General features: G+C 55.2%; 27 protein-coding genes and 1 riboswitch. Of the genes, 21 read left to right on the forward strand and 6 right to left on the reverse strand.

Going from position 1 to position 24,473, the window contains the following annotated elements; translation table 11 throughout:
* Positions 1 to 83: 83 nt before the first annotated feature.
* Positions 84 to 818: an oxygen-insensitive NADPH nitroreductase gene (gene nfsA, locus SK3146_RS25300; protein ID WP_249861369.1), complete on the reverse strand. Its 735-nt coding sequence runs from the start codon at positions 816 to 818 to the stop codon at positions 84 to 86.
* A 289-nt stretch (positions 819 to 1,107) separates the two neighbouring features.
* Between nfsA and SK3146_RS35050 the strand changes: the two genes are divergently transcribed.
* Complete coding sequence (locus tag SK3146_RS35050; RefSeq protein ID WP_259619765.1) at positions 1,108 to 1,239, forward strand: hypothetical protein; 132 nt, start codon at positions 1,108 to 1,110, stop codon at positions 1,237 to 1,239.
* A 68-nt stretch (positions 1,240 to 1,307) separates the two neighbouring features.
* Positions 1,308 to 1,619 carry a DUF2325 domain-containing protein gene (locus SK3146_RS25305; protein WP_249861370.1) on the forward strand — a complete coding sequence of 104 codons (312 nt, stop codon included), beginning with the start codon at positions 1,308 to 1,310 and terminating at the stop codon, positions 1,617 to 1,619.
* Positions 1,620 to 2,118: 499 nt separating this feature from the next.
* Here SK3146_RS25305 and SK3146_RS25310 read toward each other — a convergent pair whose 3' ends face one another.
* Complete coding sequence (locus SK3146_RS25310) at positions 2,119 to 2,493, reverse strand: helix-turn-helix domain-containing protein (protein WP_249861371.1); 375 nt, start codon at positions 2,491 to 2,493, stop codon at positions 2,119 to 2,121.
* A 265-nt stretch (positions 2,494 to 2,758) separates the two neighbouring features.
* On the opposite strand from SK3146_RS25310, the gene SK3146_RS25315 reads away from it, so the two are divergent.
* Positions 2,759 to 3,205 carry a hypothetical protein gene (locus SK3146_RS25315; RefSeq protein WP_249861372.1) on the forward strand — a complete coding sequence of 149 codons (447 nt, stop codon included), beginning with the start codon at positions 2,759 to 2,761 and terminating at the stop codon, positions 3,203 to 3,205.
* A gap of 129 nt (positions 3,206 to 3,334) precedes the next feature.
* A complete protein-coding gene (locus SK3146_RS25320) occupies positions 3,335 to 3,484 on the forward strand; it encodes a hypothetical protein (RefSeq protein ID WP_249861373.1) in 150 nt (49 codons plus the stop codon).
* 139 nt (positions 3,485 to 3,623) lie between these two features.
* Here SK3146_RS25320 and SK3146_RS25325 read toward each other — a convergent pair whose 3' ends face one another.
* Entirely contained in the window at positions 3,624 to 4,400 is a 777-nt protein-coding gene (locus SK3146_RS25325) for a metallophosphoesterase (RefSeq protein ID WP_249861374.1), read from the reverse strand.
* A 259-nt stretch (positions 4,401 to 4,659) separates the two neighbouring features.
* Here SK3146_RS25325 and SK3146_RS25330 point away from each other — a divergent pair, with 259 nt between their 5' ends.
* The 3 genes from SK3146_RS25330 to SK3146_RS25340 all read left to right on the forward strand — a co-directional run bounded on the left by SK3146_RS25330 (position 4,660) and on the right by SK3146_RS25340 (position 6,724).
* Entirely contained in the window at positions 4,660 to 4,851 is a 192-nt protein-coding gene (locus SK3146_RS25330; RefSeq protein WP_249861375.1) for a hypothetical protein, read from the forward strand.
* Between the two features lie 371 nt (positions 4,852 to 5,222).
* Complete coding sequence (locus tag SK3146_RS25335) at positions 5,223 to 6,251, forward strand: NAD-dependent epimerase/dehydratase family protein (RefSeq protein ID WP_249861376.1); 1,029 nt, start codon at positions 5,223 to 5,225, stop codon at positions 6,249 to 6,251.
* A gap of 275 nt (positions 6,252 to 6,526) precedes the next feature.
* On the forward strand, positions 6,527 to 6,724 hold the full coding sequence (locus SK3146_RS25340) for a hypothetical protein (RefSeq protein WP_249861377.1): 198 nt from the start codon (positions 6,527 to 6,529) through the stop codon (positions 6,722 to 6,724).
* 26 nt (positions 6,725 to 6,750) lie between these two features.
* On the opposite strand, the gene SK3146_RS25345 is transcribed toward SK3146_RS25340, so the two are convergent.
* On the reverse strand, positions 6,751 to 7,137 hold the full coding sequence (locus SK3146_RS25345) for a helix-turn-helix domain-containing protein (RefSeq protein ID WP_249866433.1): 387 nt from the start codon (positions 7,135 to 7,137) through the stop codon (positions 6,751 to 6,753).
* A 206-nt stretch (positions 7,138 to 7,343) separates the two neighbouring features.
* Positions 7,344 to 7,560: riboswitch (cobalamin riboswitch) on the forward strand.
* A 283-nt stretch (positions 7,561 to 7,843) separates the two neighbouring features.
* On the opposite strand from SK3146_RS25345, the gene cobJ reads away from it, so the two are divergent.
* The 11 genes from cobJ to SK3146_RS25400 all read left to right on the forward strand — a co-directional run bounded on the left by cobJ (position 7,844) and on the right by SK3146_RS25400 (position 20,385).
* The gene (cobJ, locus tag SK3146_RS25350) at positions 7,844 to 10,096 is read left to right on the forward strand and encodes a precorrin-3B C(17)-methyltransferase (RefSeq protein WP_249861378.1); all 2,253 of its coding nucleotides are present in this window, start codon (positions 7,844 to 7,846) and stop codon (positions 10,094 to 10,096) included.
* Between the two features lie 34 nt (positions 10,097 to 10,130).
* Positions 10,131 to 11,303: a sirohydrochlorin chelatase gene (locus SK3146_RS25355; RefSeq protein ID WP_249861379.1), complete on the forward strand. Its 1,173-nt coding sequence runs from the start codon at positions 10,131 to 10,133 to the stop codon at positions 11,301 to 11,303.
* A gap of 198 nt (positions 11,304 to 11,501) precedes the next feature.
* Positions 11,502 to 12,275 (forward strand): precorrin-6A reductase, encoded by a 774-nt coding sequence (cobK, locus tag SK3146_RS25360; protein WP_249861380.1) that lies wholly within the window; start codon positions 11,502 to 11,504, stop codon positions 12,273 to 12,275.
* 3 nt (positions 12,276 to 12,278) lie between these two features.
* The gene (locus SK3146_RS25365; protein ID WP_249861381.1) at positions 12,279 to 12,929 is read left to right on the forward strand and encodes a precorrin-8X methylmutase; all 651 of its coding nucleotides are present in this window, start codon (positions 12,279 to 12,281) and stop codon (positions 12,927 to 12,929) included.
* A gap of 24 nt (positions 12,930 to 12,953) precedes the next feature.
* Positions 12,954 to 14,072 (forward strand): cobalt-precorrin-5B (C(1))-methyltransferase, encoded by a 1,119-nt coding sequence (locus SK3146_RS25370; protein ID WP_249866434.1) that lies wholly within the window; start codon positions 12,954 to 12,956, stop codon positions 14,070 to 14,072.
* A 425-nt stretch (positions 14,073 to 14,497) separates the two neighbouring features.
* Complete coding sequence (gene cbiE / locus SK3146_RS25375; protein ID WP_249866435.1) at positions 14,498 to 15,751, forward strand: precorrin-6y C5,15-methyltransferase (decarboxylating) subunit CbiE; 1,254 nt, start codon at positions 14,498 to 14,500, stop codon at positions 15,749 to 15,751.
* The gene (cobI, locus tag SK3146_RS25380) at positions 15,744 to 16,454 is read left to right on the forward strand and encodes a precorrin-2 C(20)-methyltransferase (protein WP_249861382.1); all 711 of its coding nucleotides are present in this window, start codon (positions 15,744 to 15,746) and stop codon (positions 16,452 to 16,454) included. The genes cbiE and cobI overlap by 8 nt, the downstream gene beginning before the upstream one ends.
* On the forward strand, positions 16,454 to 17,230 hold the full coding sequence (gene cobM, locus SK3146_RS25385) for a precorrin-4 C(11)-methyltransferase (protein WP_249861383.1): 777 nt from the start codon (positions 16,454 to 16,456) through the stop codon (positions 17,228 to 17,230). Before cobI ends, cobM begins: the two co-directional genes overlap by 1 nt.
* Complete coding sequence (locus tag SK3146_RS25390; protein WP_249861384.1) at positions 17,227 to 18,387, forward strand: cobalt-precorrin 5A hydrolase; 1,161 nt, start codon at positions 17,227 to 17,229, stop codon at positions 18,385 to 18,387. Before cobM ends, SK3146_RS25390 begins: the two co-directional genes overlap by 4 nt.
* A complete protein-coding gene (locus tag SK3146_RS25395) occupies positions 18,371 to 19,822 on the forward strand; it encodes a cobyrinic acid a,c-diamide synthase CobB (RefSeq protein WP_249861385.1) in 1,452 nt (483 codons plus the stop codon). The genes SK3146_RS25390 and SK3146_RS25395 overlap by 17 nt, the downstream gene beginning before the upstream one ends.
* Positions 19,823 to 19,827: 5 nt before the next feature.
* The gene (locus SK3146_RS25400; protein WP_249861386.1) at positions 19,828 to 20,385 is read left to right on the forward strand and encodes a nitroreductase family protein; all 558 of its coding nucleotides are present in this window, start codon (positions 19,828 to 19,830) and stop codon (positions 20,383 to 20,385) included.
* Between the two features lie 75 nt (positions 20,386 to 20,460).
* On the opposite strand, the gene SK3146_RS25405 is transcribed toward SK3146_RS25400, so the two are convergent.
* Entirely contained in the window at positions 20,461 to 21,465 is a 1,005-nt protein-coding gene (locus tag SK3146_RS25405; protein WP_249861387.1) for an SH3 domain-containing protein, read from the reverse strand.
* Between the two features lie 227 nt (positions 21,466 to 21,692).
* On the opposite strand from SK3146_RS25405, the gene SK3146_RS25410 reads away from it, so the two are divergent.
* Both SK3146_RS25410 and SK3146_RS25415 read left to right on the forward strand, forming a co-directional pair.
* On the forward strand, positions 21,693 to 22,295 hold the full coding sequence (locus SK3146_RS25410; RefSeq protein ID WP_249861388.1) for a YdcF family protein: 603 nt from the start codon (positions 21,693 to 21,695) through the stop codon (positions 22,293 to 22,295).
* A 76-nt stretch (positions 22,296 to 22,371) separates the two neighbouring features.
* Complete coding sequence (locus tag SK3146_RS25415; RefSeq protein WP_249861389.1) at positions 22,372 to 22,569, forward strand: DUF6199 family natural product biosynthesis protein; 198 nt, start codon at positions 22,372 to 22,374, stop codon at positions 22,567 to 22,569.
* Between the two features lie 40 nt (positions 22,570 to 22,609).
* Here the strand turns inward: SK3146_RS25415 and SK3146_RS25420 are convergent, their stop codons facing one another.
* Entirely contained in the window at positions 22,610 to 22,939 is a 330-nt protein-coding gene (locus SK3146_RS25420; RefSeq protein WP_249861390.1) for a helix-turn-helix domain-containing protein, read from the reverse strand.
* Positions 22,940 to 23,335: 396 nt separating this feature from the next.
* Between SK3146_RS25420 and SK3146_RS25425 the strand changes: the two genes are divergently transcribed.
* Positions 23,336 to 24,469 (forward strand): sensor histidine kinase, encoded by a 1,134-nt coding sequence (locus tag SK3146_RS25425; RefSeq protein ID WP_249861391.1) that lies wholly within the window; start codon positions 23,336 to 23,338, stop codon positions 24,467 to 24,469.
* The last annotated feature ends 4 nt before the right edge of the window (positions 24,470 to 24,473 follow it).

Here is a 24,473-nt window from a genome sequence, read left to right on the forward strand (position 1 = left end):
GGATGCATAACAAAGGGAGGACGGCTGCGCAGGGCAGTTTCCTCCCTTTGTCGTTTAGTTATACGCCGCCTTGCGTCCGGCGCTTATTCGAGCTTGAATCCCCGCGAGTCGAGGAACGGACGGATATGGGCGCGCCCCGGCTTGGCGTATTTGTCGGCGATGCCTTGGGACCAAGTGGTAAGCGTCTTGCCGCCCGTACGTTCCCTGTAATACTCGTACATTGTTTCGTCGTATTCCTTCGTCCCTTGCGCGGCCTTGTCGGCATGGTAGCGATTGCTGTGATACACGGCTTGCCGAGGCAGGCGAGGACGGTGGGAAGGCTCTTGGTCGGGAACGCCGACGCACATGCCGTAGACCGGATAAGTCAGCTCGGGAAGCTGCAGCAGCTCGCATACGTTCTGCGGGTTGTTGCGGATGCCGCCGATATAGCAGATGCCGAGGCCGAGCGATTCGGCGGCGATAGCGGCGTTTTGCGCGGCCAGCGTGGCGTCGACGGTAGCGACCAGGAAGCTTTCCGTATTATGGTGGAACGGCTGCCCGTGCAGCGCGGACGCTTCTTTGAGCCGGTGCAGGTCGGCGACGAAGACGAGGAACAGGCCGCATTGCTCGATGTAGGCCTGATTGCCGGCGAGCCGCGCCAGCTCCTGCTTCAAGCCCGGATCGGTAACGCCGATAATGCTGTAGGCTTGGACATTGCTGGAGGACGACGCCATCTGCGCCGAAGAGATAATCGCTTCGATCTGTTCACTCGTGAGGGCGTCCGGTTTGAATTTGCGGATGGAGCGGTGGCTGCGGAGCAGCTCGATGGTCGGATTCATAAAGGCCACAATCCCTTCTTGATTAATGATTGTAAATAAAAAGCCCCCGGCTTGGCGAGGGGTCTCCGAAGGTTCGGTTGATGTACTGTATTGTATCATAGAGCTAAGTCATATTCATCAGACGGTATAAGGATGAGATACATTCACAAAAAATATACTAATTTATGGGATGTACAGAAAAATAATTCGAAGCATGTTGACAATGATAATGAGAACCATTATCATTAGGATATAAGCAATGAGAATTATTATCAACGGTAAACAAAGCCTATAAGGAGGAGCATCTTTCGTGCAAATGGTATTGTGTCTGTTATTGCCTGCTTTGTTCGTATCCATGGTGCTTGTCGGGTTTTACTGCTGGGGAATGCGCGACGAATATAATTTTACCAAGTGGAGCTCCGGGAAGCGTAAGGGCGCATAGCCGCCGCTGACAAGAGTTTCAACACGTACATTCACATATTGAATTGGAGAAAGAAAGGAGGCAAGCCAGTGGCATCGATTTTAGTTGTAGGAGCAGATCATTTGGGGAATATGCCGGAGCAGCTTGCCAATATCGGTTTTGACGACGTTATGCATATGTCCGGACGCAAATGCCAGATGGTCCGCAAGGGCATTCCCGATAAAGTGGACGCGGTCCTCGTATTGACGGATTATATTAACCACAACTTAACCAAGGTGATCAAGCAGCAAGCCAAAGAGCAGGAGCTGCCGATCTATTATGCCAAGAGATCCTGGTGTTCTGTGCAAAAGGCGCTTTGTTCCTGCGAGCATGTTTGCGAAATGATGAGAGCGAAGCAGTAAGCCGGGCAGAGCGCCCTTAGCCGTTTCGCATCAAATATACATAGCAGGGTGATCGGTTTCAGGTTTGCTCCCTTTAATCGGGCCATTGCCCTCTACCGAATAAGAAGCTTCCGTTCCCGCTGTACACGGCGGTCAGAGACGAAGCTTCTTTGTGCGCTGTAAAGGCATTTTACGCAACAATAAAGATCACCCATCTGCTGTCGACAGATCCGGTGATCTTTACTTGATTTTGTCCCGCCAACAAGCTGGTATGAGAAGGGGGAAAGGAAAGGATTACGATGCAATCCGACCATATGGTTTTTATAAACTGCTGTACTAAGTGCGAAATGGAAATAGGATCGAAGCAACGGACATCATCTCTCTTGGACAGGCAGTCGTTCCGCAGGTACAATCCGAGAGGGTAAATCTACATGGCGAGGTTATCCGATGAAAGGTCAAAATAATGCGGTGTTGCGAGCATGAAAGGAATGCGTCGACCGCGGCCGGGCAGCAAACTATTCTAGCCTTTATTGATAGAACGTTCGGCGCGGACAAAGGCGATGAAGCGCTTGGCCTCTTCCGGAGTAAGCTTCATTCCGTCTACCGTCAAGGAGAATTTCTCCAAAATTTTTTCGTTGGACAGCTCCAACGAATCGACGAATTCGCGGACATCTTCATCCAGCACAATGTGCGGGTCGTCGGTCCTTCCGATGAGGTAGTCGATAGAAACGTTGAATAAATTCGCTATGCTGACGATGGTTTCGTAGTCCGGCTCTCTCCGGTTATTCTCGTAATGCGACAAAGAAGCGCGAGTAATACCGAGTTTGCTAGAAAGCCCCTCCTGCGTCAGGGAATGTTTTTCACGTAATGATGCTATTCGTTCCCCGTATTTCATAAATAGTTACCTCCAGTGATTACAATCAGTTAGTTGATAGATCAGGGTTTTCAAGGATATTATTCAAATGTCAGGGATTTTTTGGGAGTTAGCATTCTGTCATATTGACATTGATACAAAATGTATCGTATGTTAATGATAGTATATGAATTTGCTAGGCAATTATATACTGGATGCCACAATAACCGCCTTGACATTTTAATTTATTACAAAATGTATCGTAAGTTTATTTTACCCAAAAAAACGAAGGTTGGGAAGATGTCATGTGAACCAAAAAGAAAACGACAAACAATTTCATTTGCGCAAGCTGCTTCGCTCGATGGAATGCAGACTGTCGATAAGCCAAGTGAACGACCGCCCCGTGCAAACCGGATTTGCTTTAGTTGAGGTCGAGGGGCTGAGCTCCGGTGAGATTCAATTCGTATCGGAGCTGCTGCTGCCGGACCGGGGGCACGTTACGTTCTCTCTGGAATTTGTGTTTGAAGAAGCGGTCCTGAAATTTCAAGGCAGCAAGCTTCATCGATGCGGCGAGAGCGCTCCCTATCGCTATCAATTGGAATATGAGATGAACAGACTTGAGAGATCTATGCTTTTTGCCAAAATCAATCATCTCATGGAAGCCTCTCAATCCGCTGTGACCAAAGCCATAGCAAGCTACGCCTCGTTCTACTCCTACTATCATTTTACCCCTGGGAAAGTTTTTCAAACCTAATCCGGGAGCCTGCGAGAGTGAATTTGCACCTTGGAATCGATAGTCTATGAGGATCCTAGTATTCGGCGGTGCCGAAGCCAGGTAAGCGTATGAATCCATGCCGATGTTCTGGAAAAAGGAGTGCTGTGAATGAACGGTGACAACCTGGATCATGGGAAAATTCAACTAGACATCCAAAAAATTATGGTGCAGCTGAATATCGACGGGAAAAATTATACCAGCAGTTTGATGTCAATCCGCCATGAACGTCCACTTCCTCCGAAACCGAATGACAAGTAGCGCGGGCTGCTTGCCCCAAAGAAGCCGTCTATCTTGTCGGAAGCTCCGCAAGAAGGGAGCAAAGGCCTTCGTACCGGACCGATGATACGATTAGTATCAATCGTCCGGTATTTTATTTTTTAACGGTGGCGGGGTTGAATTATAAATAGTGCAGCGTTACTTCGCTTCTTACGAGAAAGCGCAGATTGAAGGCCGTCTGGCCGATTCCTTTGGATATATAGAAGGTGCCGTAGTTATTTGAATGGAGCCCTTTGTAGATCCCCATGGCGGGAAGCTTGCCCATCGGACGGAACGTGTAGAAGAACGGCAGGTTGAGCTGTTTGCCGTGCAAATGGCCGGCCATCAAATAATCGTAAGGCTCTTTGATGGCAAGCACGACATTAGGATCATGAGTGATGATGATGCGAGGCAGATCCGTATCGGCATACTGGAACGATTTGCGCAGATTACTTTTCCCCGTACTGTAGTCGTCGATCCCGATCAGCTCGAATCCGGGCATGCGAACCGACTCGTTGCGCAGCAAAATAATGCCGTAATACTGAATCAGCTTGATTAGCCGAATCACTTTACGCTGCTGGTAATCGTGATTGCCGAGCACGGCGTATACCGGGATGCGGTGGCCCGCCAGCATGCGCAGATAAGGGTCAAGCCGGGAAAGCAGCTTTTCCTCCTTGGTGAAGTCGCCGGTCAGGAAGATGTAATCCGGCTTCTCGCGGGCGATAATAGCGGATAAGCGGCGCGGTTTGATCCGCATTCGTTCTATATGCAGATCGCTGATCTGCAAAATGCGGATGCCGAGTCCGAGCGGATGCCGGATTTTTTCGACTTTGAGCCATTGGGTGGGGAGGACCAGAAGAAGATACCCGATGGCTGCGGCTGCAGCTGCAGCGATGAGTAAAGCGGCGGCGTACAACAAGCTCTCACCCCCTAATAGGCATTTGTATTTATCATACAATATATGGCGTTGATCCTGCTATCCGGCCTTTGTATTCCCGCTGAATGGGGGCGGTTAGGGCGGGTGGGAGAAAATATTTGGTAATGTAAATAAATTTTTATGGTTTTCGACAGAATCCTCGTTTGACAAGATACATAGTGTATCATAAAGTGGTTTATGAAGGCAATATTTTGTTAATGGAAAGTACATCATCCATAGGACTTTAGAAGGAGTGCGCCCAATGAATGCCAATAACTTGAAACAGGAGACCCGGACTTTAGATATACGTCATATTATGAAGCAGATGCAGATAGACGAGACGAAATTTATCGGCGCCGCCGCCGCCGCTTCTAGTGAAGCGCTTCCGAGCCGAAAGGTCGCTTTACGCCATCCCCTTTCTTCCCTTCCGATTCCAAGTCCCTCTTTAAAATAAGAGCTGCGATTTCCTCCTGAATTGTTGAATGATCAAGCCGAAGCTTTCCCTCAAGACTGACATGTTGGCAAGCGGGCCGGGCTTATGCGGGATGAATAAGAGTACGCTCCCCTATTAGCCTATGCTTGCTTATGGAAGAACTTTCAAGTTTTCTTGGCAAGCGGTCAAAGCGGCATAATTCATAAGAAGTATGGCCTATCGGCCGCACGGAGCTGTTTTTGTATAGGACCTCTTGACCGGGGGCTTTTTTTTATTTATGATAGATACAAAATGTATCAGATTTCGACCGATTGATACGCTGCATATAGGACCATTATCGATTATCGCTGTGTAAGACGACTTATACTAACAAATCGGCAGGAGGGGTAAGGATGAAAGTACTAATTACCGGAGGTGCGGGATTCATTGGGTCCCATACGGCGGACTGCGCATTGAGGGCAGGCTTGGAAGTCGTTGTTGTCGACAATTTTAGCGCGGGCCAAGAGGAAGACATTCCTAAAGGCTGCAAGGTGTATAAAGCGGATGTATCGGGCAAAGAGCTGCGGGACATTTTCGAAGGAGAGAAGCCTGACTACTGCATTCATCTGGCCGAGAAAAACGAGCTCGACGAGTCGATCATCAACCGCGGTCTCAGCCCCAATCTGCGGGGGCTCATCTATCTGCTGGATTTGTGCAAAGAGTTTCAGATTCAAAAGCTCGTTTACGCTTCTTCCGCGGAAGTATACGGCTTGACGGAGTCCCGGCCTGCGGATGAAAACGCTTCTTGCGTCCCCGTCTCCTGCATGGGAATGTCAAAGCTGGCTCCCGAAGAATATATCAGACTGTACGGAGCTCTCTACGGGCTTAACTATACGATCCTTCGCTATACGAACGTATACGGCTACCGTCAGAAGCGGTTCGGCGGGGGCGGGGTCATCTCCGCATTTTTGGAAACCTATGTGAACGGCGAGCGGCCGATCATATACGGCAAAGGGTTGCAAAGCCGGGATTTCGTCTGCGTGACGGATGTGGCGGAAGCGAACATTCAGGCGCTGACCCGGGGGAACGGGGAAATCTATAATATAGGTACGGGGGTAGCGACGCCGATCGCCGAGCTGTTCGATCTGATGAACGAAATGCTCGGTCAGAAGCTGAAGCCGGCTTACGCCCCGGCGCGCGCTGCGGAACAAACCCATGTATGCGTAAGCTACGCCAAGGCGGCCAAAGATTTGGGATGGACGCCTTCGGTCAGCCTGCGCGAGGGCTTGACGCAGATTGCGGGAGATTTTATTTACAAGCGGTTTATGGATAAATTGAACGGGGTAAAAGAGGCTGCGCCGGAACCGGCTTCTGTCAGCCTGATCGTTCGCAGAATGGGGGTAAAAAAAGCGGGACGCAGGCTAAAAACTGTAAATTCATGATACGCTTCGTATTTTAGAAGCGTGGCGAAAAAGCGGCCGGAGGACACGACTCAATCACCACTCTTTTAGAACTAAACAAAAATCCTTGCTTCCCGTGACAGGGTTAGGGCAGGGATTTTTCTATGAAAATAAAGATTTATTTATAATTTCGATTTCGACAAAATGATCGGCAGTTTTATAGGAACATCCCCCAGCAAGCGACATTATTTTTTGGACGCTTCATATATAATACTAAACAATGAAAGCTATGAAACGAGATGGAGAGTGGGACTGGGATGCAAGAGCAAAAGAAGAGCTTGGATATCAACCGTATTATGGAACAGCTGCAGATTTCCGCGGAAACCTATGAACGTTGGAGCGGCTTGGAGGACGAACATGCTCCGGCGGCCGACAAAGGCTTCTCCGCGTGCGGCGGCAAGCCGTTATATCCCGTATTTCACTGGGAAATGAATCTGATGGAATACAGCAGATGACACAGCCGCGACGAAAAGCCGCGTCATCAAGGCTTGGCCTGCGCTTGCTTGTTTTGGCTTTGGCCCGTTAAACGCTCCGAGCGAATAAAGGCAATGAAGCTTCTGGATTCCGCTTCGGTCAATTCTCTGCCGTCTACGGTCAGAACGAACCTCTCCATAATCGCTTCATCCGACAGCTCCAGCTGGTTGGCGAACTCGTTAATATAATAGGTATCTTCGCTGCGCCCCATCAAGTAATCTACGGTGACTTCGAAAAAATCGGCGAATTTTTGAATCGTCTCGTAATCGGGTTCTCTGCGGTTGTTCTCGTAATGAGAGAGTGCGGAACGGGTAATTCCTACCCTGCTCGCAAGCTCCTCTTGGGTCATGCATCTTTTGTTCCGGAGTTTCGCTATCGTTTGTCCGTATTTCATAAAGCTTTCGTCCACCTTCTCTAATCTGATTTGTTTCATGTTTGCCCCTCGGAATCAAGCTTTTGGCTACATTGTTCGTACGAGGCCGACTTCTTGCAAGGGTTGAAGCGCAAAATAAGAAATTCGGCCCATGTAAGGCCATCGTTCGACAAGAGGCGTATATAGACAAATCTTTGTTTAGGGTGATATGATTGCTCTGAACAATTAAATATGAAAGCGAATTAGGTGCTGGACGGGGCATGCCCCTCCGGCTTAAAAGGGAAGCCGGTGCAAAACCGGCACGGACCCGCCACTGTAAGGAGCGCCGATGATCATCGGTTTATTATCCGGTACGAATGCCACTGGGACGACAGTTGTCGCTGTCCTGGGAAGGCGCCGGACGAAGCTCTAAGTCAGGAGACCTGCCTCGTTCCATGACACTGTTAACCTACGCGGATTTAGGGAGGTGTTAGAGATCGGCTTACCTTATATAAAGCGCGGAATTCATTCCGGACGCTTATTACCACCCAAGGGTACGGGCTGCAAAAGCATTTCTAACACTATTTGTTGGAGATGCTTTTTTTATTGTTTAGGAATGGTGCGCCAACCGGCAACGACGAATACCGGCATGAAGAAATAAAGAAACGACTGGCGGATGGCTTGCTCAATTTTTAGGCATGCGCAGCCGCAGCGGGAATAGAGTTTAGGAAGGAAAGGATGTGCAAGCATGGCGGGCAAACTGCTTATTATCGGATTCGGGCCGGGCAGCTTCGAGCATATTACGAAACGGGCTCGGGAAGCGATTGAAGAAAGCGAAGTGATTATCGGATACAACACGTACGTCGATTTGATCCGCGGTTTGCTGACGGACCAGGAAATCGTCCGGACGGGGATGACGGAGGAGGTCAGCCGGGCCCAGGAAGCGGTGCGGCAGGCGGAAGCCGGCAAGAAGGTAGCGGTGATCTCCAGCGGCGACGCAGGCGTGTACGGGATGGCGGGACTGGTATACGAAGTGTTGATGGAAAAAGGCTGGAGCCGCAGCGGCGGCGTCGAAGTCGAGATCATTCCCGGCATTTCGGCTATCAACTCCTCGGCTTCGCTGCTCGGGGCACCGGTCATGCATGATGCTTGCACGATCAGTCTAAGCGACCATCTGACTCCATGGGAGCTGATTGCCAGGCGCGTCGAGGCGGCGGCTCAAGCGGACTTCGTCATTGCGCTGTACAATCCGCGCAGCGGCAGAAGGACGCGGCAGATCGTGGAGACGCAGCGCATTCTGCTTAAATACCGGTCGCCGGAAACGCCGGTTGGCATCGTGAAGAGCGCCTATCGGGACCGCCAGCACGTCGTGCTGACGAATTTGCGCGATATGCTGGATCACGATATCGGCATGCTGACGACGGTGATCATCGGCAACGCGTCGACAACGGTGTACGACGGCTTGATGATTACGCCGCGCGGCTACCAGCGCAAGTATACGCTGAACGCGGACGTTCAGCCTCTGAAGCCTCACCAGCGGCTGAAGGAGGAGGCGGAGCCGTGGGCGCTGCGGCAGTGGGATGAGCCGTCGGGAAGCGACTCCGACGACGAAGATTGGGACTGGGATGAGCCGGGCGAGTCCGATTGGGACGAGGAGGATGCCGGCGTCGGCGCGAGTGCTGCCGCGACAGCGGTGAGCGCGGAGCGGGCGAGCGAGCGCCCCGGCGGAGGCAGCGTGAGCGTCGCGGAAGCGAGCGCAGGCGCAGCGGTGAGCGCGGAGCGAGCGGGCGAGCGCCCGGGCGGAGGCAGCGTGAGCGTCGCGGAAGCGAGCGCAGGCGGAGCGGTGACAGCGGTGAGCGCGGGACGGGCGGGCGAGCGCCCGGGCGGAGGCAGCGTGAGCGTCGCGGAAGCGAGCGCAGGCGGAGCGGCGACAGCGGTGAGCGCGGAGCGAGCAGGCGAGCGCCCGGGCGGAGGCAGCGTGAGCGTCGCGGAAGCGAGCGCAGGCGCAGCGGCGACAGCGGTGAGCGCGGAGCGGGCGAGCGAGCGTCCGGGCGGAGGCAGCGTGAGCGTCGCGGAAGCGAGCGCAGGCGGAGCGGCGACAGCGGTGAGGCCGGAGCGAGCAGGTGAGCGCCCGGGCGGAGGCAGCGTGAGCGTCGCGGAAGCGAGCGCAGGCGCAGCGGCGACAGCGGTGAGCGCGGGACGGGCGAGCGAGCGCCTGGGCGGAGGCAGCGTGAGCGTCGCGGAAGCGTCGCCGCTGCAGCTGGCGCTGCAGGCGCTGCAGCTTGTCGACCGCAGCCGCGGCATAGAGACGGCGGCCGACGGCTTGCCAGCGGGAGCGGGGATGTTCCGCCAGCAGTCGATATTCGAGCTGGCGGTAAGTCCCGGCGTAGCGGAGAAGCGATTCACTGCGAAGCAGATGATCACGCTGGCCGATGTGGTCGGCGAGAAGGGCTCGATGGAATATACTCCGCATCATCAACTGATCGTGCGGGTGCCGACCGACAATCCGGATGAAATTACATCCCGGCTGCGCGCGGAAGGTTTTCTGCTTGCTCCGATCGGCGATGTGGCGCAGCTCAAGGCCTGCGACTTCTGCAACGGCGACAAGGGAGATGCCATTCCTTACGCCGAAGAGCTGCAGCGCAAGCTCGGCGGCCTCAACGTACCGAAGGAGCTGCGGATTGGTCTTAACGGCTGCGGTATGGCCTGCTACGGAGCGGTGCAGGAGGACATCGGCATCGTATACCGCAAGCAGAAGTTCGATTTGTTCCTCGGCGGCAAGACGGTCGGGCGTAACGCTCATCCGGGGCAGCCGGTAGCCGAGGGCATCGAGCCCGAGCAATTAGTAGAAACGATAGAACGAATCGTGCAGCGCTATATTTCGGAAGGTCATCCGAATGAGCGGTTTCATAAATTTTTCAAACGGGTCAAGGAATTAGAAGGTTATCGTCACCAAGAGCTTCCCGTTTTCCAAATTGAGAACGCGGTGTGTGGGGATTAACGTTACGTGACGGATATGGGAGGGGTTACTGATCATGAATGCTGTACTATTTGTAGGGCACGGCAGCAAGGATGCGGAAGGCAACGAAGAGGTGCGGGAATTTGTCCGCACGATAGCGGGAGAGATGGATCAGCAACTGGTGGAAACCTGCTTTCTGGAATTCGAATCGCCTACGATCGCTCAAGGCATTGAGCGCTGCGTGCGTCAGGGAGCTTCGCAAATCGCGATTGTTCCTATTACGTTATTTTCGGCGGGGCACGCCAAAATTCATATTCCGGCCGCTATCGACGAAGCCAAGCTTCGCTACCCTTCCGTACAATTTACATACGGACGGCCTATCGGAGTGCATGAACAAGTGCTCGATATTCTCGCATCCCGTCTGGAATCCGCCGGGGCGGCTGCGGGGCTTGAACTGACCGGGAGCCCGGAGCTGGAACCTGAGCTTGAACATACGGCAGTACTCGTCGTAGGCCGGGGAAGCAGCGATGCCGATGCGAACAGCGATTTGTTCAAAATTTCACGTTTATTTTGGGAAAAGCTCAAGGTCAAATGGGTGGAGACGGCGTTTATCGGAGTGACCGCCCCGTTGGTCGACGAAGGAATCGAGCGATGTCTGAAGCTCGGCGCGCGCAGAGTGGTCATCCTGCCGTATTTCTTGTTTACAGGCGTGTTGATCAAGCGGATGGAAGCGATGCTCACCCAATTTTCGGAGAAGTATCCGGGGCATCAGTTTATGCTGGCCGACTATTTCGGCTTTCATCCGAATTTGCGTCATATTTTGCGCGAGCGGGCTTTGGAAGCGGTCCAGGGCGAGACAAAGATGAACTGCGACATGTGCCAATACCGATTGGCGGCGATGGAGCATATCGATCATCATCACCATCACGACCACGATCATGATCACCATCATCACGATCACCATCATAGTCACGAACATGAGCATGATCACCATCATGAGCATGGACATGACCACGACCATCATCATGGACATAATCATGAGCATGGGCACGATCACCATCATGGTCACGAGCATGAGCACGGGCACGATCACCATCATGGTCACGAGCATGAGCATGACCACGATCATCATCATGAACATGAGCATGATCATCACGAACACGAGCGTGAGCATGACCAAGGACACAGTCATAAATCTGCGCATGATCATGATCACGCGCTTGCCCGCGGGCGCAGCGAAGGTCATTGATCGCGAACGTGGGGAGAAGGCTATGACGGAGCGAGAGGCAAGGCTGCAACACCCGCAAGTCATAAGCCGTAAGACGGCAATATCCCGGAAGTCCGGCGAGCGCTAGAGGGGGCCCCGGGGCAGTCCGGCAAGCAAAGGCGGCTTCGCTTTATAGCCGCCTTTGCCCGGATTTTTCACAAGATAGAGGAGGCAGTTACGATGATATTAGTGATGGCTGGAACGAGCGACGCCCGCGAGCTGGCGCTTCGCATCCATCAGTCCGGTTACACGCTGCTTACGACGGTGGTTACGGATAGCGCGGCCAAGTCGATGGAGGAGGCCGGACTCCCGGTCATGACCGGACGTCTGACCGCCGAGGCGCTGGTTGCTCTGGTTCGGGAACGCGGCATACGCGCGCTTGTCGATGCGACGCATCCGTTTGCGGAAGAGGCGTCGAAGAATGCTATTGCGGCAGCCCGGGAAGCAGGGGTGCCGTATATTCGTTATGAGCGGGACCGGATCGCTATCGACCAGCACCCGCTCATTACGTTTGCTGACGACTATGAGCAGGCGGCTGAGCTGGCCGCTCAGCGCAAGGGCGTCGTGATGCTGACGACCGGCAGCAAGACGTTGCATATTTTCGCCAAGCGGCTCCTAGGCTTGCCGGATACGACGCTGGTGGCGCGGATGCTGCCGCGCAGAGACAATATGGAGAAATGCGAAGAGCTCGGTCTTGAGCAAAAAAACATCGTTGCGATGCAGGGGCCTTTTTCCAGGGAGCTGAATAAGGCGCTGTACGAGCATTATAAAGTGACGCTGATGATTACCAAGGAAAGCGGCAAGGTCGGAGCTGTCGACGAGAAGCTGGAATCGGCGCTGGAGCTGGGAATTGAAACGATCGTCATCGGGCGGCCGAGCATCGAGTACGGCACGCATTACGGCGATTTTGACGGCGTGATCGGCAAATTAAACGAACTTTTGCAGGAGGCGTGATCGATGGATTTTAAAACGGAATTTAAACCGCTCACAGTACAGCCGCAGGAAATAGAAGAACAAAGCTTTCGCATGATCACTGAGGAATTGGGCGAGCATCCTTATACCGATGAGCAGTATTCGGTCGTGCAGCGGGTCATTCATGCTTCCGCAGACTTTGAACTCGGACGAAGCATGCTGTTTCACAAAGATGCGGTGCAAGCCGGCATCCAGGCGATCCGTTCGGGCAAAACGATCGTGGCCGACGTGCAAATGGTGCAGGTAGGCATCAGCAAGCCGCGCATCGCGAAGTTCGGCGGCGACGTGAAGGTATACATATCGGACCCGGACGTTATGGAGGAGGCGAAGCGCCTTAATACGACGCGCGCCATCATCTCGATCCGCAAGGCGATCCGCGAGGCGGACGGCGGCATCTTCGCGATCGGTAATGCGCCGACGGCGCTGCTGGAGCTGATTCGATTGGTGAAGGAAGGCGAGGCGAAGCCGGGGCTGGTGATCGGGGTGCCGGTCGGGTTCGTGTCGGCGGCCGAATCGAAGGAGGAGCTTGCGAAGCTCGATATTCCGTTCATTACGAATGTCGGACGCAAAGGCGGAAGCCCTGTCGCGGTAGCCTCGGTCAACGCGATTTCGCTCATGGCGGAGCGCCTCGGTTAAGGGGCGCCAGGACCCATGGCTACGATGAAGGGTAACGGCAGCGATAATCAGGAAGCGAAACCGCTTCGGTATGGTTATACGACAGGCTCCTGCGCGACGGCGACGGCAAAGGCGGCGCTCACTGCTTTAATTCTGCAGGAAACGCAGCTCGAATCGACGATCAGGCTGCCGATCGGGCAGGACGTTACGTTTATGATGGTGCGCTGCGAATATTCGGACGAGCACGCCGAAGCCGAGGTGATCAAGGACGGCGGAGACGACCCCGACGCGACGCACGGAGCGAGAATTTATGCCACCGTCACCTGGCGCCAGGAGCCGGGCATAGAGCTGGACGGCGGTATCGGCGTAGGCCGGGTCACCAAGCCCGGTCTGCCGGTTCCCGTCGGCGAAGCGGCGATCAATCCGGTGCCGCGCAAAATGATTCGCGATGCCGTAGCGGAAGTGCTCAATCAATACGAGATTCATCGCGGCGTGAAAGTCGTCATTTCCGTGCCGGACGGCGAGGAAATCGCCAAGAAGACGCTGAACGGCCGTCTCGGCATTATCGGCGGCATCTCGATCCTCGGCACGCGGGGCATTGTGGTGCCTTTCTCCACGGCGGCTTACAAGGCCAGCGTGGCCCAAGCCATCCGCGTCGCAGTGAAGTGCGGGTGCAAGCAGGCGGTGCTGTCGACCGGCGGGCGCAGCGAGAAGTACGGGATGGACATGTACCCGGAGCTTCAGGAAGAAGCGTTCATCGAAATGGGCGATTTCGTCGGCTTTGCGCTGACCCAGTGCAAACGGCAGGGCATCGAGAAGGTGACGCTGGTCGGGATGATGGGCAAATTTTCCAAGGTTGCCCAAGGGGTAATGATGGTGCATTCCAAAAGCACGCCTGTCGATTTCGGCTTTCTCGCTCGGGTGGCGGAGGAATCGGGAGCGACGGCGGAACAGATTGCGACCGTGCGCGAGGCCAATACGGCGGCGCTTGTCGGGGATTTGATGCTCGAATGGGGCTATGCAGGCTTCTTCGAGCGGTTAAGCTTCTACTGCTGCCAATCCGGTATGAACGAAGTGCAGGGCGGTATGGAAGTGGAGACGGTCATTATTTCCATGAAGGGCCAGCTGCTGGGCAAAGCGAGCTTGCCCCCGGGCGGCGCGTAAGATCGATGGGGATTTTTTTTGAAACACGGAGAAAAAGAGGCCGGAGATCGGGTTGAGAGCTGGAACAGCGAGTGGAAAGCTCTATCGACCGCAGGCCACGACTAAATTCGCAACGGACACAGCGGCCGTTATATCGACGCTATCTGCCCATTTGGATTTCTAACGGACACAGATGCAGCTATTTGCTGACAAAGCCGCCTTAGAATGCAAATTGGAGCTATGTAAGCGCCATGGTGACCGTTACGTTTAAAAAGCATCTGTTTGCGACGAATTAAGCTCCCCCATGTCCATTAAAATCTAGAAACGATTCGAAGCTCGGTTCCGGCGGCTGCATGGAAGGGGCGATTTTGGATAATTATTCGTGAATTTCAATCCGTCGGACACGTTTTTAGAAGTGCGGCGAAACAAGGAGGGGAACTGAAGTGATGAAACCGAAAGTGATCGGCATCGGTGACAACGGGCAGGAAGGGCTCCTTCCGCAATATGCGAAGTGGGTTTACGAAAGCGACGTGCTGGTCGGCGGCGAGCGGCAGCTGCAGTTTTTTCCCGATTATATGGGGCGGACAATCGTGATTAAAGGCGGTCTGTCCGAGCTTGCGGCCAAGCTGAAGGCCGAAGCGGAGCAAGGACGGAGCGTCGTCGTGCTGGCGTCGGGAGACCCGCTCTTTTACGGCATCGGAGGATATTTGTCCTCCAAGCTGGATGTAGAGGTGTACCCGAGCCCGAGCTCCGTCCAGGTGGCGTTCGCGCGGATGGGCCAAAGCTGGCAGGATGCGTACATAACCAGCGTGCACGGGCGCAGCATCAAAGGATTGGCGCAGCGCATCGACGGCAAGCCGAAGGTCGCGCTGCTGACCGACGAAACGAATCATCCGGGCGCGATTGCCCGCTATTTGCTATCGTTCGGGATGACGGAATATCGCGCGTTTGTCGCCGAGAATTTGGACGGTGAGGGCGAGCGGACCGGCTGGTACGACCTCACGGAGCTGGCGGAGCAGCAGTTCTCGCCGCTGAACGTGCTGATTTTATCGGCAGCAGGCGGGAAGGGCCCGGGCACCAGAGATGCGCTCGGCATCGAGGACGACAGATTCATCCAGCGCAAGCCGGATAAAGGGCTGATTACGAAAAAAGAAATCCGCGTGCTGAGCTTGGCGCAGCTGCAGCTGCAGGAAGACAGCGTCGTCTGGGACATCGGCACCTGCACCGGATCGGTCGCCATCGAAGCGGCCAAGATCGCCCGTTACGGACAAGTGTATGCGATTGAGAAAAACGAAGCGGATTTGCAAAATTGTATCGACAATATGCATCGTTTCCGCACCGACATTACGGCCGTTCAAGGCAGAGCTCCGCAGGGGCTCGAAGCGTTCCCCGATCCGGACGCCGTCTTCATCGGCGGCAGCGGCGGCGAGATGAAGGAGTTGCTGCACGCATGCTGCACACGGTTGAAGCCGGGCGGGCGAATCGTGCTGAACGCGGCGACGATCGAAAATTTGTATGAAGCGAATAAGGCGTTCGCCGAGGAAGGCTTCGCCACGAGCATCACGCTGGCGCAAATCGCGCGCAGCAAGCCGATTCTCGATTTGACGAGGTTCGAGGGGCTGAACCCGATCTATATTATTACGGCCAAGCATAAGGAGCCCGGCGGGGCGGAGGAAAGAGAGGCGAATGCGGGTGAGTAAGCTAGGCGTATTATACGGCCTTGGCGTAGGCCCGGGAGATCCGGAGCTGATTACGGTCAAGGCGTTTCGGATTTTGAAGGAATCGCCGGTTATTGCATATCCGCGCAAAAAAATGGGAGCCAAAAGCTATGCGCTCACCATCACCGAGCTGTATGTGAACACCGAGGAGAAGACGATGATCGGACTGACCTTCCCGATGACGCGGGACCGCGAGGCGCTGGAGATGCAGTGGAGCCGCACGGTAAGCGCCGTATGGGAGCATCTGGAGCAGGGCAAGGACGTGGCGTTCGTCACGGAGGGCGATCCGATGATATACAGCACGTTCATTCATTTGATGCGCCTCATGAAGGAGCGCCATCCGGAGGTCGAGATTCGTTCGATCCCCGGAATTTCATCGGTCAATGCTTCGGCGTCCCGGCTTGGCATTCCGCTTGCCGACGGCGACGAGCAGATCGCCATTGTGCCAGCGACGGACGATTACGACAAGATGCGCACCGCTATCGAAAACCATGACTGCGTCGTATTCATCAAAGTGGCGAAGGTCATCGATCTGATGATTCATGTGCTGCGCGATCTGGGGCTAACGGACAAAGCGGCCGTGCTTACGAAGGTGACCTCCTCCGAGGAAATGATTTGGACGAACATTGTCGAGCTGCAGGGCAAAGGGCTTGAATACTTGACGTTAATGGTGGTGAGAAAATAGTGAAAATTTATATTATCGGAGCAGGTCCGGGCGATCCCGATCTCATTACGGTCAAAGGACTGCGCATTTTACAGGAGGCGGACGTCGTCCTGTACACCGATTCGCTGGTCAATGAGGAATTGATCGCCAAGGCGAAGCCGGAGGCCGAGGTGCTGAAGAGCGCCGGCATGGATCTGGAGGAGATGGTCGCCGTCATGGTCGACCGGGTGAAGCAGGGCAAGCTTGTGGCGCGTGTGCATACCGGCGATCCGGCGGTGTTCGGCGCGATCATGGAGCAGGTGGCGCTGCTGAAGAAGGAAGGCGTCGGCTACGAGGTCATCCCCGGCGTCAGCTCGGTGTTCGCATCCGCGGCCGCTCTCGGCGCGGAGCTGACGATACCGGAGCTGACCCAGACGCTGATCCTGACGCGCGCCGAAGGCCGCACGCCGGTGCCGGAGCTGGAGAAGCTGAAGGATTTGGCGGCGCATCACTGCACGATCGCCTTGTTTCTGAGCGCGACGCTGACGAAGAAGGTGGTCAAGGAGCTGACCGAGGCGGGCTGGAGCGAGGACACGCCGGTAGCCGTCGTGCAGCGGGCGACTTGGCCCGATCAGATTATCGTGCGCACGACGCTCGGGAATCTCGATCAGGATATGCACAAAAACGGAATTCGCTCTCATGCGATGATTTTGGCCGGATGGGCGCTGGACCCGAATATTCACGAGAATGACGAATACCGCTCGAAGCTGTACGACAAGGAGTTCACCCACCGCTTCCGCAAAGGGGTGAAAGCATGATCGTTCTGCAAGAAGGGGAGATTCCTGCGATCGCGCAGCGCGGCGATTATGCGATCGTCGCCATTACGAAGCACGGCGTCGAGATGGCGCGCAAGCTGCACGGCAGCTTCAGCCATGCCGATCTGTATTATATGTCGAAGTTCGAGCGCGGCGACGAGGAAGCGCGCGGCATTCAATTGTTCGAGGGCAGCGTCAGGCTGTTGTTTCCCGCGCTGTTTCCCGCTTATAAAGGCCTTATTATTATCATTTCGCTGGGCGCGGTCATTCGGATGATCGCACCGCTGCTGCAGGATAAGAAGAAAGACCCCGGCATCGTCGTCATCGACGATAAAGGGGAGAACGTCATCAGCGTGCTTTCCGGCCATTTGGGCGGCGCGAACGAGCTGACCCGCGAGGTGGCGGCGGCGATGGGGGCCAGACCGATCATTACGACGGCCTCCGACGTGCAGGGCACCATCGCGGTCGATCTGTTCGGCCGCCGGTTCGGCTGGGAGTGGGAGTCGGCGGATAAGCTGACGCCGGTCAGCGCTTCGGTCGTCAACGAGGAGCGGGTAGCGGTCGTCCAGGAGTCGGGCGAATCCGGCTGGTGGCTGTACGACACGCCGCTGCCACCGAATATCCGCACGTATGTTGCGGTAAGCGAAGCGCTGGCGGCCGGACCTCAGGCCGCACTGGTTGTCACTCATCGCCTGCTGGAGCCGGAGGAGCAGGCGATTCTGGACAACGGCGTGCTGTACCGGCCGAAGGTCATTACGCTCGGCATCGGCTGCAACCGCGGCACGTCCGCCGAGGAGATCGAGGCGGTTATAACGGAGACGCTTGCCGAGCTGAAGTTTTCGGTGCGCAGCGTCAAGGCCGTGTGCACCATCGATTTGAAGAAGGACGAGGAGGGGCTGCTCGCCGTCGTGCAAAAGCATGGCTGGGCGTTCGTCACCTATACGCCCGAGCAGTTGAACTCGGTGGCTATCGAGGACCCTTCGGACACCGTGTACAAATTCACCGGCGCTTACGGCGTCAGCGAGCCGGCGGCCAAGCTGCATACGGGCGCCGAGAAGCTTGCGCTCGTGAAGAAAAAGTCCGGCAACGTGACGATTTCCGTCGGCGTCGCTTCATTCGCGCAGGAAGGGCGGGCGGAAGCTAATGTCCTACAGCGTTAATTCCGGCGCAGGCGTCGCGCACGGCGCTCGCAAAATCGTCATTGCCGGCACCGGCAGCGGCGTCGGCAAGACGACGATGACGATCGGCCTGATGGCTGCGCTGAAGCGGCTCGGCCGCGAGGTGCAGGGCTTCAAGTGCGGGCCGGATTATATCGACCCGACCTATCATACGGCCGTCACCGGCCGTATCTCCCGCAACCTCGACAGCTACATGCTGTCTCACGATACGGTGAAGGACATCTACAACCGGGCGAGCGGCGATGCCGACATCTCCGTCATCGAAGGCGTCATGGGCTTCTATGACGGCAAAAATCCGAAAACGAACGAAGGCAGCACCGCGGAGATCAGCATGCTCCTCGAAGCGCCGGTGCTTCTGGTCGTGAACTGCCAGAGCATGGCGCGCAGCGCCGCCGCGATCGTCCGCGGGTTCCAGATGCTGGAGCCTGCGGTCAACATCGTCGGCGTCATCGCCAACAAGGTCGGCAGCGACGGCCATTACAAGCTCGTCCGCGAGGCGATCGAGCAGGAATGCGGCATTCCCGTTGTCGGCTATATGAAACGGGAGGATCGGATCGAGATGCCGGAGCGTCATCTCGGCTTGGTGCCTTCGATCGAACGGGGCGAGCTCCGTCCGTTCTTCGACAAGCTGGCCGAGCTGGTTGCCGCTACGGTGGACGTGGAGAAGATTTGGGAGCTGGCCGCATCGCCGGAAGCCGAATCCGAACCCAAGGAGCCTGCGGCCGCCCCGTCCGTCTTCCTCCCGCGTGAGGATGCGCCTCGGCCGAGAGTTCGCATCGCGGTGGCGAAGGACGCCGCGTTCAATTTCTATTATCAGGAGAATTTCGAGCTTCTCCATGCGTACGGCGCGGACTGCGTCTTCTTCTCGCCGCTGGCCGGAGAATCGCTGCCTGCGGGTGTTCACGGGCTGTATCTCGGCGGCGGCTTCCCCGAAGAGTTCGCCGACGTTCTGTCGGCCGGGGAAGCGGTCCGGCAGTCGATCCGCGAAGCGATCGAGCGCGGCTTGCCGACGCTCGCCGAATGCGGCGGCTTCATGTATTTGACAGAAGCGATCGAGACGACGGACGGGACGAGATATCCGATGGCCGGTCTCATTCCCGGCGCGGTGAAGATGCAGAAGAAGCTCGCTGCGCTCGGTTACAGGGAAATTACGGGTACGGAAGCCAACTTCTTGCTGGGATCTTCGGGCAAGGCGAAGGGCCATGAGTTTCACTATTCGACGTTCAAGCCGCATCCTGACGCCGTTATCCGCCATGCTTACGAGACGAAAGGCTTGCGCGGTATTAAACAGGAAGGCTATCTGAATGAAGCCGGCACGCTGGTTGCCGGATATACCCATATCCATTTCGCCTCCGAGCCGCTCCTCGCGGAGCGGTGGGTCGAAGCATGCGTACAATACCGAACGAAAGGGGAATAAACGATATGTCCATTATGAATGTGCTGCAGCAGCGCCGCGCGGTGCGCAACGTGAAGCCTGTGGAGGTGGAGGAGGAAAAAATCCACGCTCTGCTCGCCGCCGCCACGCTGGCTCCCAACGACCGGCTGCGCGAGCCGTGGCATTTCTACGTCATTCGCGGCGAAGCCAAAGCGCGCTACGAAGCGCTAGCCCTGTCTTATCTGGAGGAGCGGTTCCCGACCAAGCCGAACTTGGTGCAGGAATCGCTCAAGGTGCTGACGGCCACTCCGCTGGTGATTGTAGTCACCGCCGACGTCATTCCGGGCGACGCGGCATCGTCCAAGGACAATGAATATGCGACCGCCTGCGCGATCCATTCGATGTGGCTTGCGGCGACGGAGCTCGGACTAGGCTTCGTCTGGCGCACGCGCGGCATCGGCTTGGTGCATGACGAGCGGATGCACGCCTTCATCGGCTCTCCCGAGAACAAGAAGGTAGTCGGCACGCTGTTTATCGGCTATCCGGTTGAAGAAGCGGCTCCGACGGCCCGCACGCCGCATAGCGATAAAACGACCTGGCTGTAAGGAACGAAGCCTCCGGCGCCGCTTTCGAAGCGCGAGCGCCGGAGGCTTCTTTTCTGCCGCGGAAGCGTATTTCGATCAGTGATCCGGAAGAATCCAAAGATCGCCGTTCCAGCTGTGGATGCGGTACCAGCGCTGACCCTGCTCATCGTCCCACTGCTGAAAGGCTTCGATCTTTTGCGGAGAAAGGGAGCCGAAGATCGGATGGTCCATCGCCGGGAACAAATGGATCAGCGTGTCCTTGCTTAACTGAATCGTGTCGCTGCTCGGCTTGGCCGAAGCCGGCTGCGCATAGCGGGGATCGATCCAAAATTCGGCGCCTTCGGCGTCGCGGACATGGTATTCCCCGTTAACGGTCTTCTCCAAGGCGTATACCGTCTGCGGCGGGATCATCACGGCCTCCGAGGGCCGCTGCAGGCGATGCGCGGTATCGGAATCCTCCATACGCAATGTCTCCGTCGGCAAAACCATATCTTGGTCGATGATTTCCATATCCAGCAAAATGCGGTTAGGTTTTACGAGCCACATGTCGCCGAGCCAGGATGTCTCGATCCGGTATGCATTGCTGCCTCCGGGCGTTTGGAACATCGCGTTGCAGTGGACGGTCTGCGGAGCCAGCACGACATCGGTTTGCGCGGATTGCACCGGCTCCGTATATAAGGCCGCGGACCAAATCAGCGCGATATTCGTATCCGCCGGGACGATCCGGCCGATTCGCTCATAATCGATATGCATCCACATGTCGCCGAGCCAGGTGGTCGCGATGCGAATCCAGCGCTTGCCTTGCTCGCCCGGCGGCGGGGCGAGGTACCACTCTTGTTCCGCTTCGACCGTTTGGACGTCCTGCGGCGAGAGCACGGCCCAGGGCTCGCCGCTATCGTCCGGCTCCGGGTAGAGCGGGGTGTCCTCCAATAAGGTGATGACCGGCGGCAGCTCAGGGGGGCTGAACTTATGGGCCAGCGCAGGCAGAGCTATCGCATCCGCGGGCGATCCGGCCGGGACGAGAAGCGGCGAAGCGCACAGCAATACGGCAAACATAAAGCGGATGAGTCGACGGGCATGCCGGTTATTTCGGAATTTCATGGTCTGAAGGCCTCCTTGTTACCAGTAAATGGATTGTAATGATAGTTAGACGCCGTATCTCGTCAAAAGGTTTCTTTGCCTCGGGCGAATCGCCGGCAGTCCGCTCTTTTTCCGCGGCAGCACGGGAATGATAGAGACACGAAACGATCTTTTTCATCATAGTATATGGTACAATCGATAGAAGATTAGTAGAAACCGGTGGGTCTTATGAAAGGGGTTGATCTCTCATGCTGATTTCCGAGCTTCACGCGGACCGATTGTCAAGAGACGACCTGACCCGGCTGTTATTTGCGGATAGCCCGCTGAAGGAAGAGCGCGGGGAGTGCATCTTTGTATTCGGCAGCGGCGGCAGCCTGGCCGAGGAGCGGGTCAAAAAAGCAGTTCAACTGTACCATGCGGGCAAGGCTTCGTTAATTCTTTTTTCCGGGGGGACCCGGTGGGGGCAGCGGAGCGTGCCGGAGTCTCTGATCATGCGGGAACAGGCGATGCAGTGGGGCGTTCCGGCAGAGGCGATTTTGGTAGAGATGGAGTCCGACCATACGAAGGAAAATGTGCTTGCCTCCATGCTGGTCTTGGATCGAAAACTCGGTTTGAACCGAATCGGCCGGCTGCTTGTCGTCAGCGCCCCGTGGCATATGAGAAGATGTCTTTTGACGCTGCGCACCTACATGCCGGGTTGGATCGACTATGCGTTATGCCCGGATGACCGCTCCTGCGGACAGTCTTATAACTGGTGGCTGTGTCCGGGAGAAGAGAAGAAGGTGTACCGTGAAGCGGAGGCGTTAATCCATTACGTGAGGGAAGGGCATATAGCCGACGAGCTTTTCTAAGCCGCGCGGATTCCGTCCGCCGCCGCATCTTATGCGGGATCTCTAACGAGTAAAGCGAATGGGGGGAGGACGAGGAATGGCCGTACTGTCGATATTGCTTATGCTTTGCAGTCTGGTGATGCTGTGGAAGCCAGTGTGGGTGTGGAATGCAGTGGAGAGCTGGAAATCGGAGGATGGCGCAGAGCCTTCGGACCTGTACATTTGGTCGGTTCGTTTCGGAGGCGTTATGTGTTTTCTGGCCGGGTGCGGAGGCATTGCCGCCGGGATGCTGTAGCTTAACGCCAAGATATTTTATTGAATAAGCCTACGCAGGGTTACGGCGATGCGTTCAGCACGTATCGAAACAGCAGAGACAGTAATTTTCGCATGGATTTAACGCTCATTTTGTTCATGGCGTTGGCAAGATGAATTTTGACCGTTTTTTCGCTGATGGTGCAATGTTCGGCAATTTCCCGATTGGAAAATCCGAATGCGGCGATCAGCGTCACCATTTCCGATTCCCGCTTCGTAAGTGCATACCGATTGGCCAATGTCTCCATAGCGATCTCCACCCTTTGAATCGGCAAATCATGTAGGCTCTCATAGTCTGAACCGCAAAGCTCAAGCATCTTTTTGGTGTTTTCGCCGCGATTGCCGTCTTCCAACTAGGTTTCCCTCCTATTCAAGCTTTCGTTCCAGCAGCAATGTAATGAGCAAATATTGACTTGATAAAAAAAGAACACAACCTAATACGTTCCATAAAATTAGAAACATGGTACATGTCTCCCTTGAAATTTTTATTTTCATATGAAACTAAGAACAAATTGTGGGCTTCTTTTTTATCCGCGTAGCCTGCTGCAATCGATGAATCGGGCTAATTTCATTATAGATATGTCCAATGGCCTATACTAGATGAAGAAATTCACTAGATGAAGGTAGAAACGGGCGAATTTCGACATTTTTCTGCGATTTCTATGACCAAAGTCACATTTGTGGTAAAATATATGTAATTAGTGACTTATGAAAGGCTTACAATAATGGATTTGCAGCTGGTTAGAAGAATGAAATTTATAACGACCGTCATCGTCATAGGAGCAGCGATCTGCTTGATGCTCCATACGGCTCATCTTTCTATTGGGCTCTTGTCGCTTTTGGGCGTATATATAGCGATCGTCCTGATCCGAGATTACTTCTTGAACATCCAGCTGCATCGTAGAAGCGGTTTTTGGTTTTTGTGCGTTCAGTTGGCGCTTGCCCTTGTCATATGCATCGAGTCGGAAAGCTTTTTCGGGCAAATCTATTTGCTGGTTCTCATAGGCGAATTTACGTTTCACCAATCGAGAAATCATTCGATTATGTTCACGGCGGCGACCTATATCAGTATTTTCATAGGCGTAGTGATATATCGCGACTTCCCGTCTTTTGAACAAATCTATCTGCTTATTCCCAGAGTCGTCGATTATGTTGCCATATTCGGGGTAAGCCTGTTGGCGAGAATCGCTTTTCATCAAAAGAATCAGTTGGCCAAAGACAACGAACAGCTGCGGCTGGCCTCGATTGAACTGGAGCGCAAAGCCAAGCTGCAGGAGCGGACGAGAATATCCCGGGAAATCCACGATTCGGTAGGACATACGCTGACGGCGGCATTAACCGGATTACAGACAGCCTCCCATGCCATGAAAAAGCAGCGATACGCTATTGCGGAAGAAATGCTGGGCCGGTCTATGGATAACATATCCAGAGGCTTGGCTGACGTGCGAAGCTCGGTTCACCTGCTGCGCGACAATTTCCCCGATCACACGTTCATTCCCGAGCTGATCCGGCTGATTGAAGAGACCGTCACGCAAACCGGCGTGAAGATCGAATACGACATAGACGAGGCGATGCCGGATCTTACGCCAATGATTGAGCTGACGGTTTACCGCGCGCTGCAAGAAGGATTAACCAACGGCATCCGCCACGGTTCGAGCACGTATTTTCACTTTTCGTTATCGTACGACGGCGTAATGATACGGTTTGTATTGTCCGATAACGGCGATTCGCCGATCGCGATTGTTCACGGGTACGGTCTGAGCGCCATGAAGGGACGGGTTCAGGATGCCGGAGGGGAGCTTTCGGTGGCAGCCGAGGGGGCGGCCGGCGGAGTCACGCTGCAAATTACAATCCCTTTCAGCGCAAATCATCGGGAGGAGTGAACGG

The sequence above is a fragment of the Paenibacillus konkukensis genome (genome assembly GCF_023523925.1).
Lineage (GTDB): Bacteria > Bacillota > Bacilli > Paenibacillales > NBRC-103111 > Paenibacillus_S > Paenibacillus_S doosanensis.

Excerpts from the sequence above, each read along its gene's own strand:
- nfsA (WP_249861369.1), bottom strand. The coding sequence starts at position 818 with ATGAATCCGACCATCGAGCTGCTCCGCAGCCACCGCTCCATCCGCAAA.
- SK3146_RS25310 (WP_249861371.1), bottom strand. The coding sequence starts at position 2,493 with ATGAAATACGGGGAACGAATAGCATCATTACGTGAAAAACATTCCCTG.
- SK3146_RS25320 (WP_249861373.1), top strand. The coding sequence starts at position 3,335 with ATGAACGGTGACAACCTGGATCATGGGAAAATTCAACTAGACATCCAA.
- SK3146_RS25330 (WP_249861375.1), top strand. The coding sequence starts at position 4,660 with ATGAATGCCAATAACTTGAAACAGGAGACCCGGACTTTAGATATACGT.
- SK3146_RS25335 (WP_249861376.1), top strand. The coding sequence starts at position 5,223 with ATGAAAGTACTAATTACCGGAGGTGCGGGATTCATTGGGTCCCATACG.
- SK3146_RS25340 (WP_249861377.1), top strand. The coding sequence starts at position 6,527 with ATGCAAGAGCAAAAGAAGAGCTTGGATATCAACCGTATTATGGAACAG.
- SK3146_RS25345 (WP_249866433.1), bottom strand. The coding sequence starts at position 7,137 with ATGAAATACGGACAAACGATAGCGAAACTCCGGAACAAAAGATGCATG.
- cobJ (WP_249861378.1), top strand. The coding sequence starts at position 7,844 with ATGGCGGGCAAACTGCTTATTATCGGATTCGGGCCGGGCAGCTTCGAG.
- SK3146_RS25355 (WP_249861379.1), top strand. The coding sequence starts at position 10,131 with ATGAATGCTGTACTATTTGTAGGGCACGGCAGCAAGGATGCGGAAGGC.
- cobK (WP_249861380.1), top strand. The coding sequence starts at position 11,502 with ATGATATTAGTGATGGCTGGAACGAGCGACGCCCGCGAGCTGGCGCTT.
- SK3146_RS25365 (WP_249861381.1), top strand. The coding sequence starts at position 12,279 with ATGGATTTTAAAACGGAATTTAAACCGCTCACAGTACAGCCGCAGGAA.
- SK3146_RS25370 (WP_249866434.1), top strand. The coding sequence starts at position 12,954 with ATGAAGGGTAACGGCAGCGATAATCAGGAAGCGAAACCGCTTCGGTAT.
- cbiE (WP_249866435.1), top strand. The coding sequence starts at position 14,498 with ATGAAACCGAAAGTGATCGGCATCGGTGACAACGGGCAGGAAGGGCTC.
- SK3146_RS25390 (WP_249861384.1), top strand. The coding sequence starts at position 17,227 with ATGATCGTTCTGCAAGAAGGGGAGATTCCTGCGATCGCGCAGCGCGGC.
- SK3146_RS25395 (WP_249861385.1), top strand. The coding sequence starts at position 18,371 with ATGTCCTACAGCGTTAATTCCGGCGCAGGCGTCGCGCACGGCGCTCGC.
- SK3146_RS25400 (WP_249861386.1), top strand. The coding sequence starts at position 19,828 with ATGTCCATTATGAATGTGCTGCAGCAGCGCCGCGCGGTGCGCAACGTG.
- SK3146_RS25405 (WP_249861387.1), bottom strand. The coding sequence starts at position 21,465 with ATGAAATTCCGAAATAACCGGCATGCCCGTCGACTCATCCGCTTTATG.
- SK3146_RS25410 (WP_249861388.1), top strand. The coding sequence starts at position 21,693 with ATGCTGATTTCCGAGCTTCACGCGGACCGATTGTCAAGAGACGACCTG.
- SK3146_RS25415 (WP_249861389.1), top strand. The coding sequence starts at position 22,372 with ATGGCCGTACTGTCGATATTGCTTATGCTTTGCAGTCTGGTGATGCTG.
- SK3146_RS25425 (WP_249861391.1), top strand. The coding sequence starts at position 23,336 with ATGAAATTTATAACGACCGTCATCGTCATAGGAGCAGCGATCTGCTTG.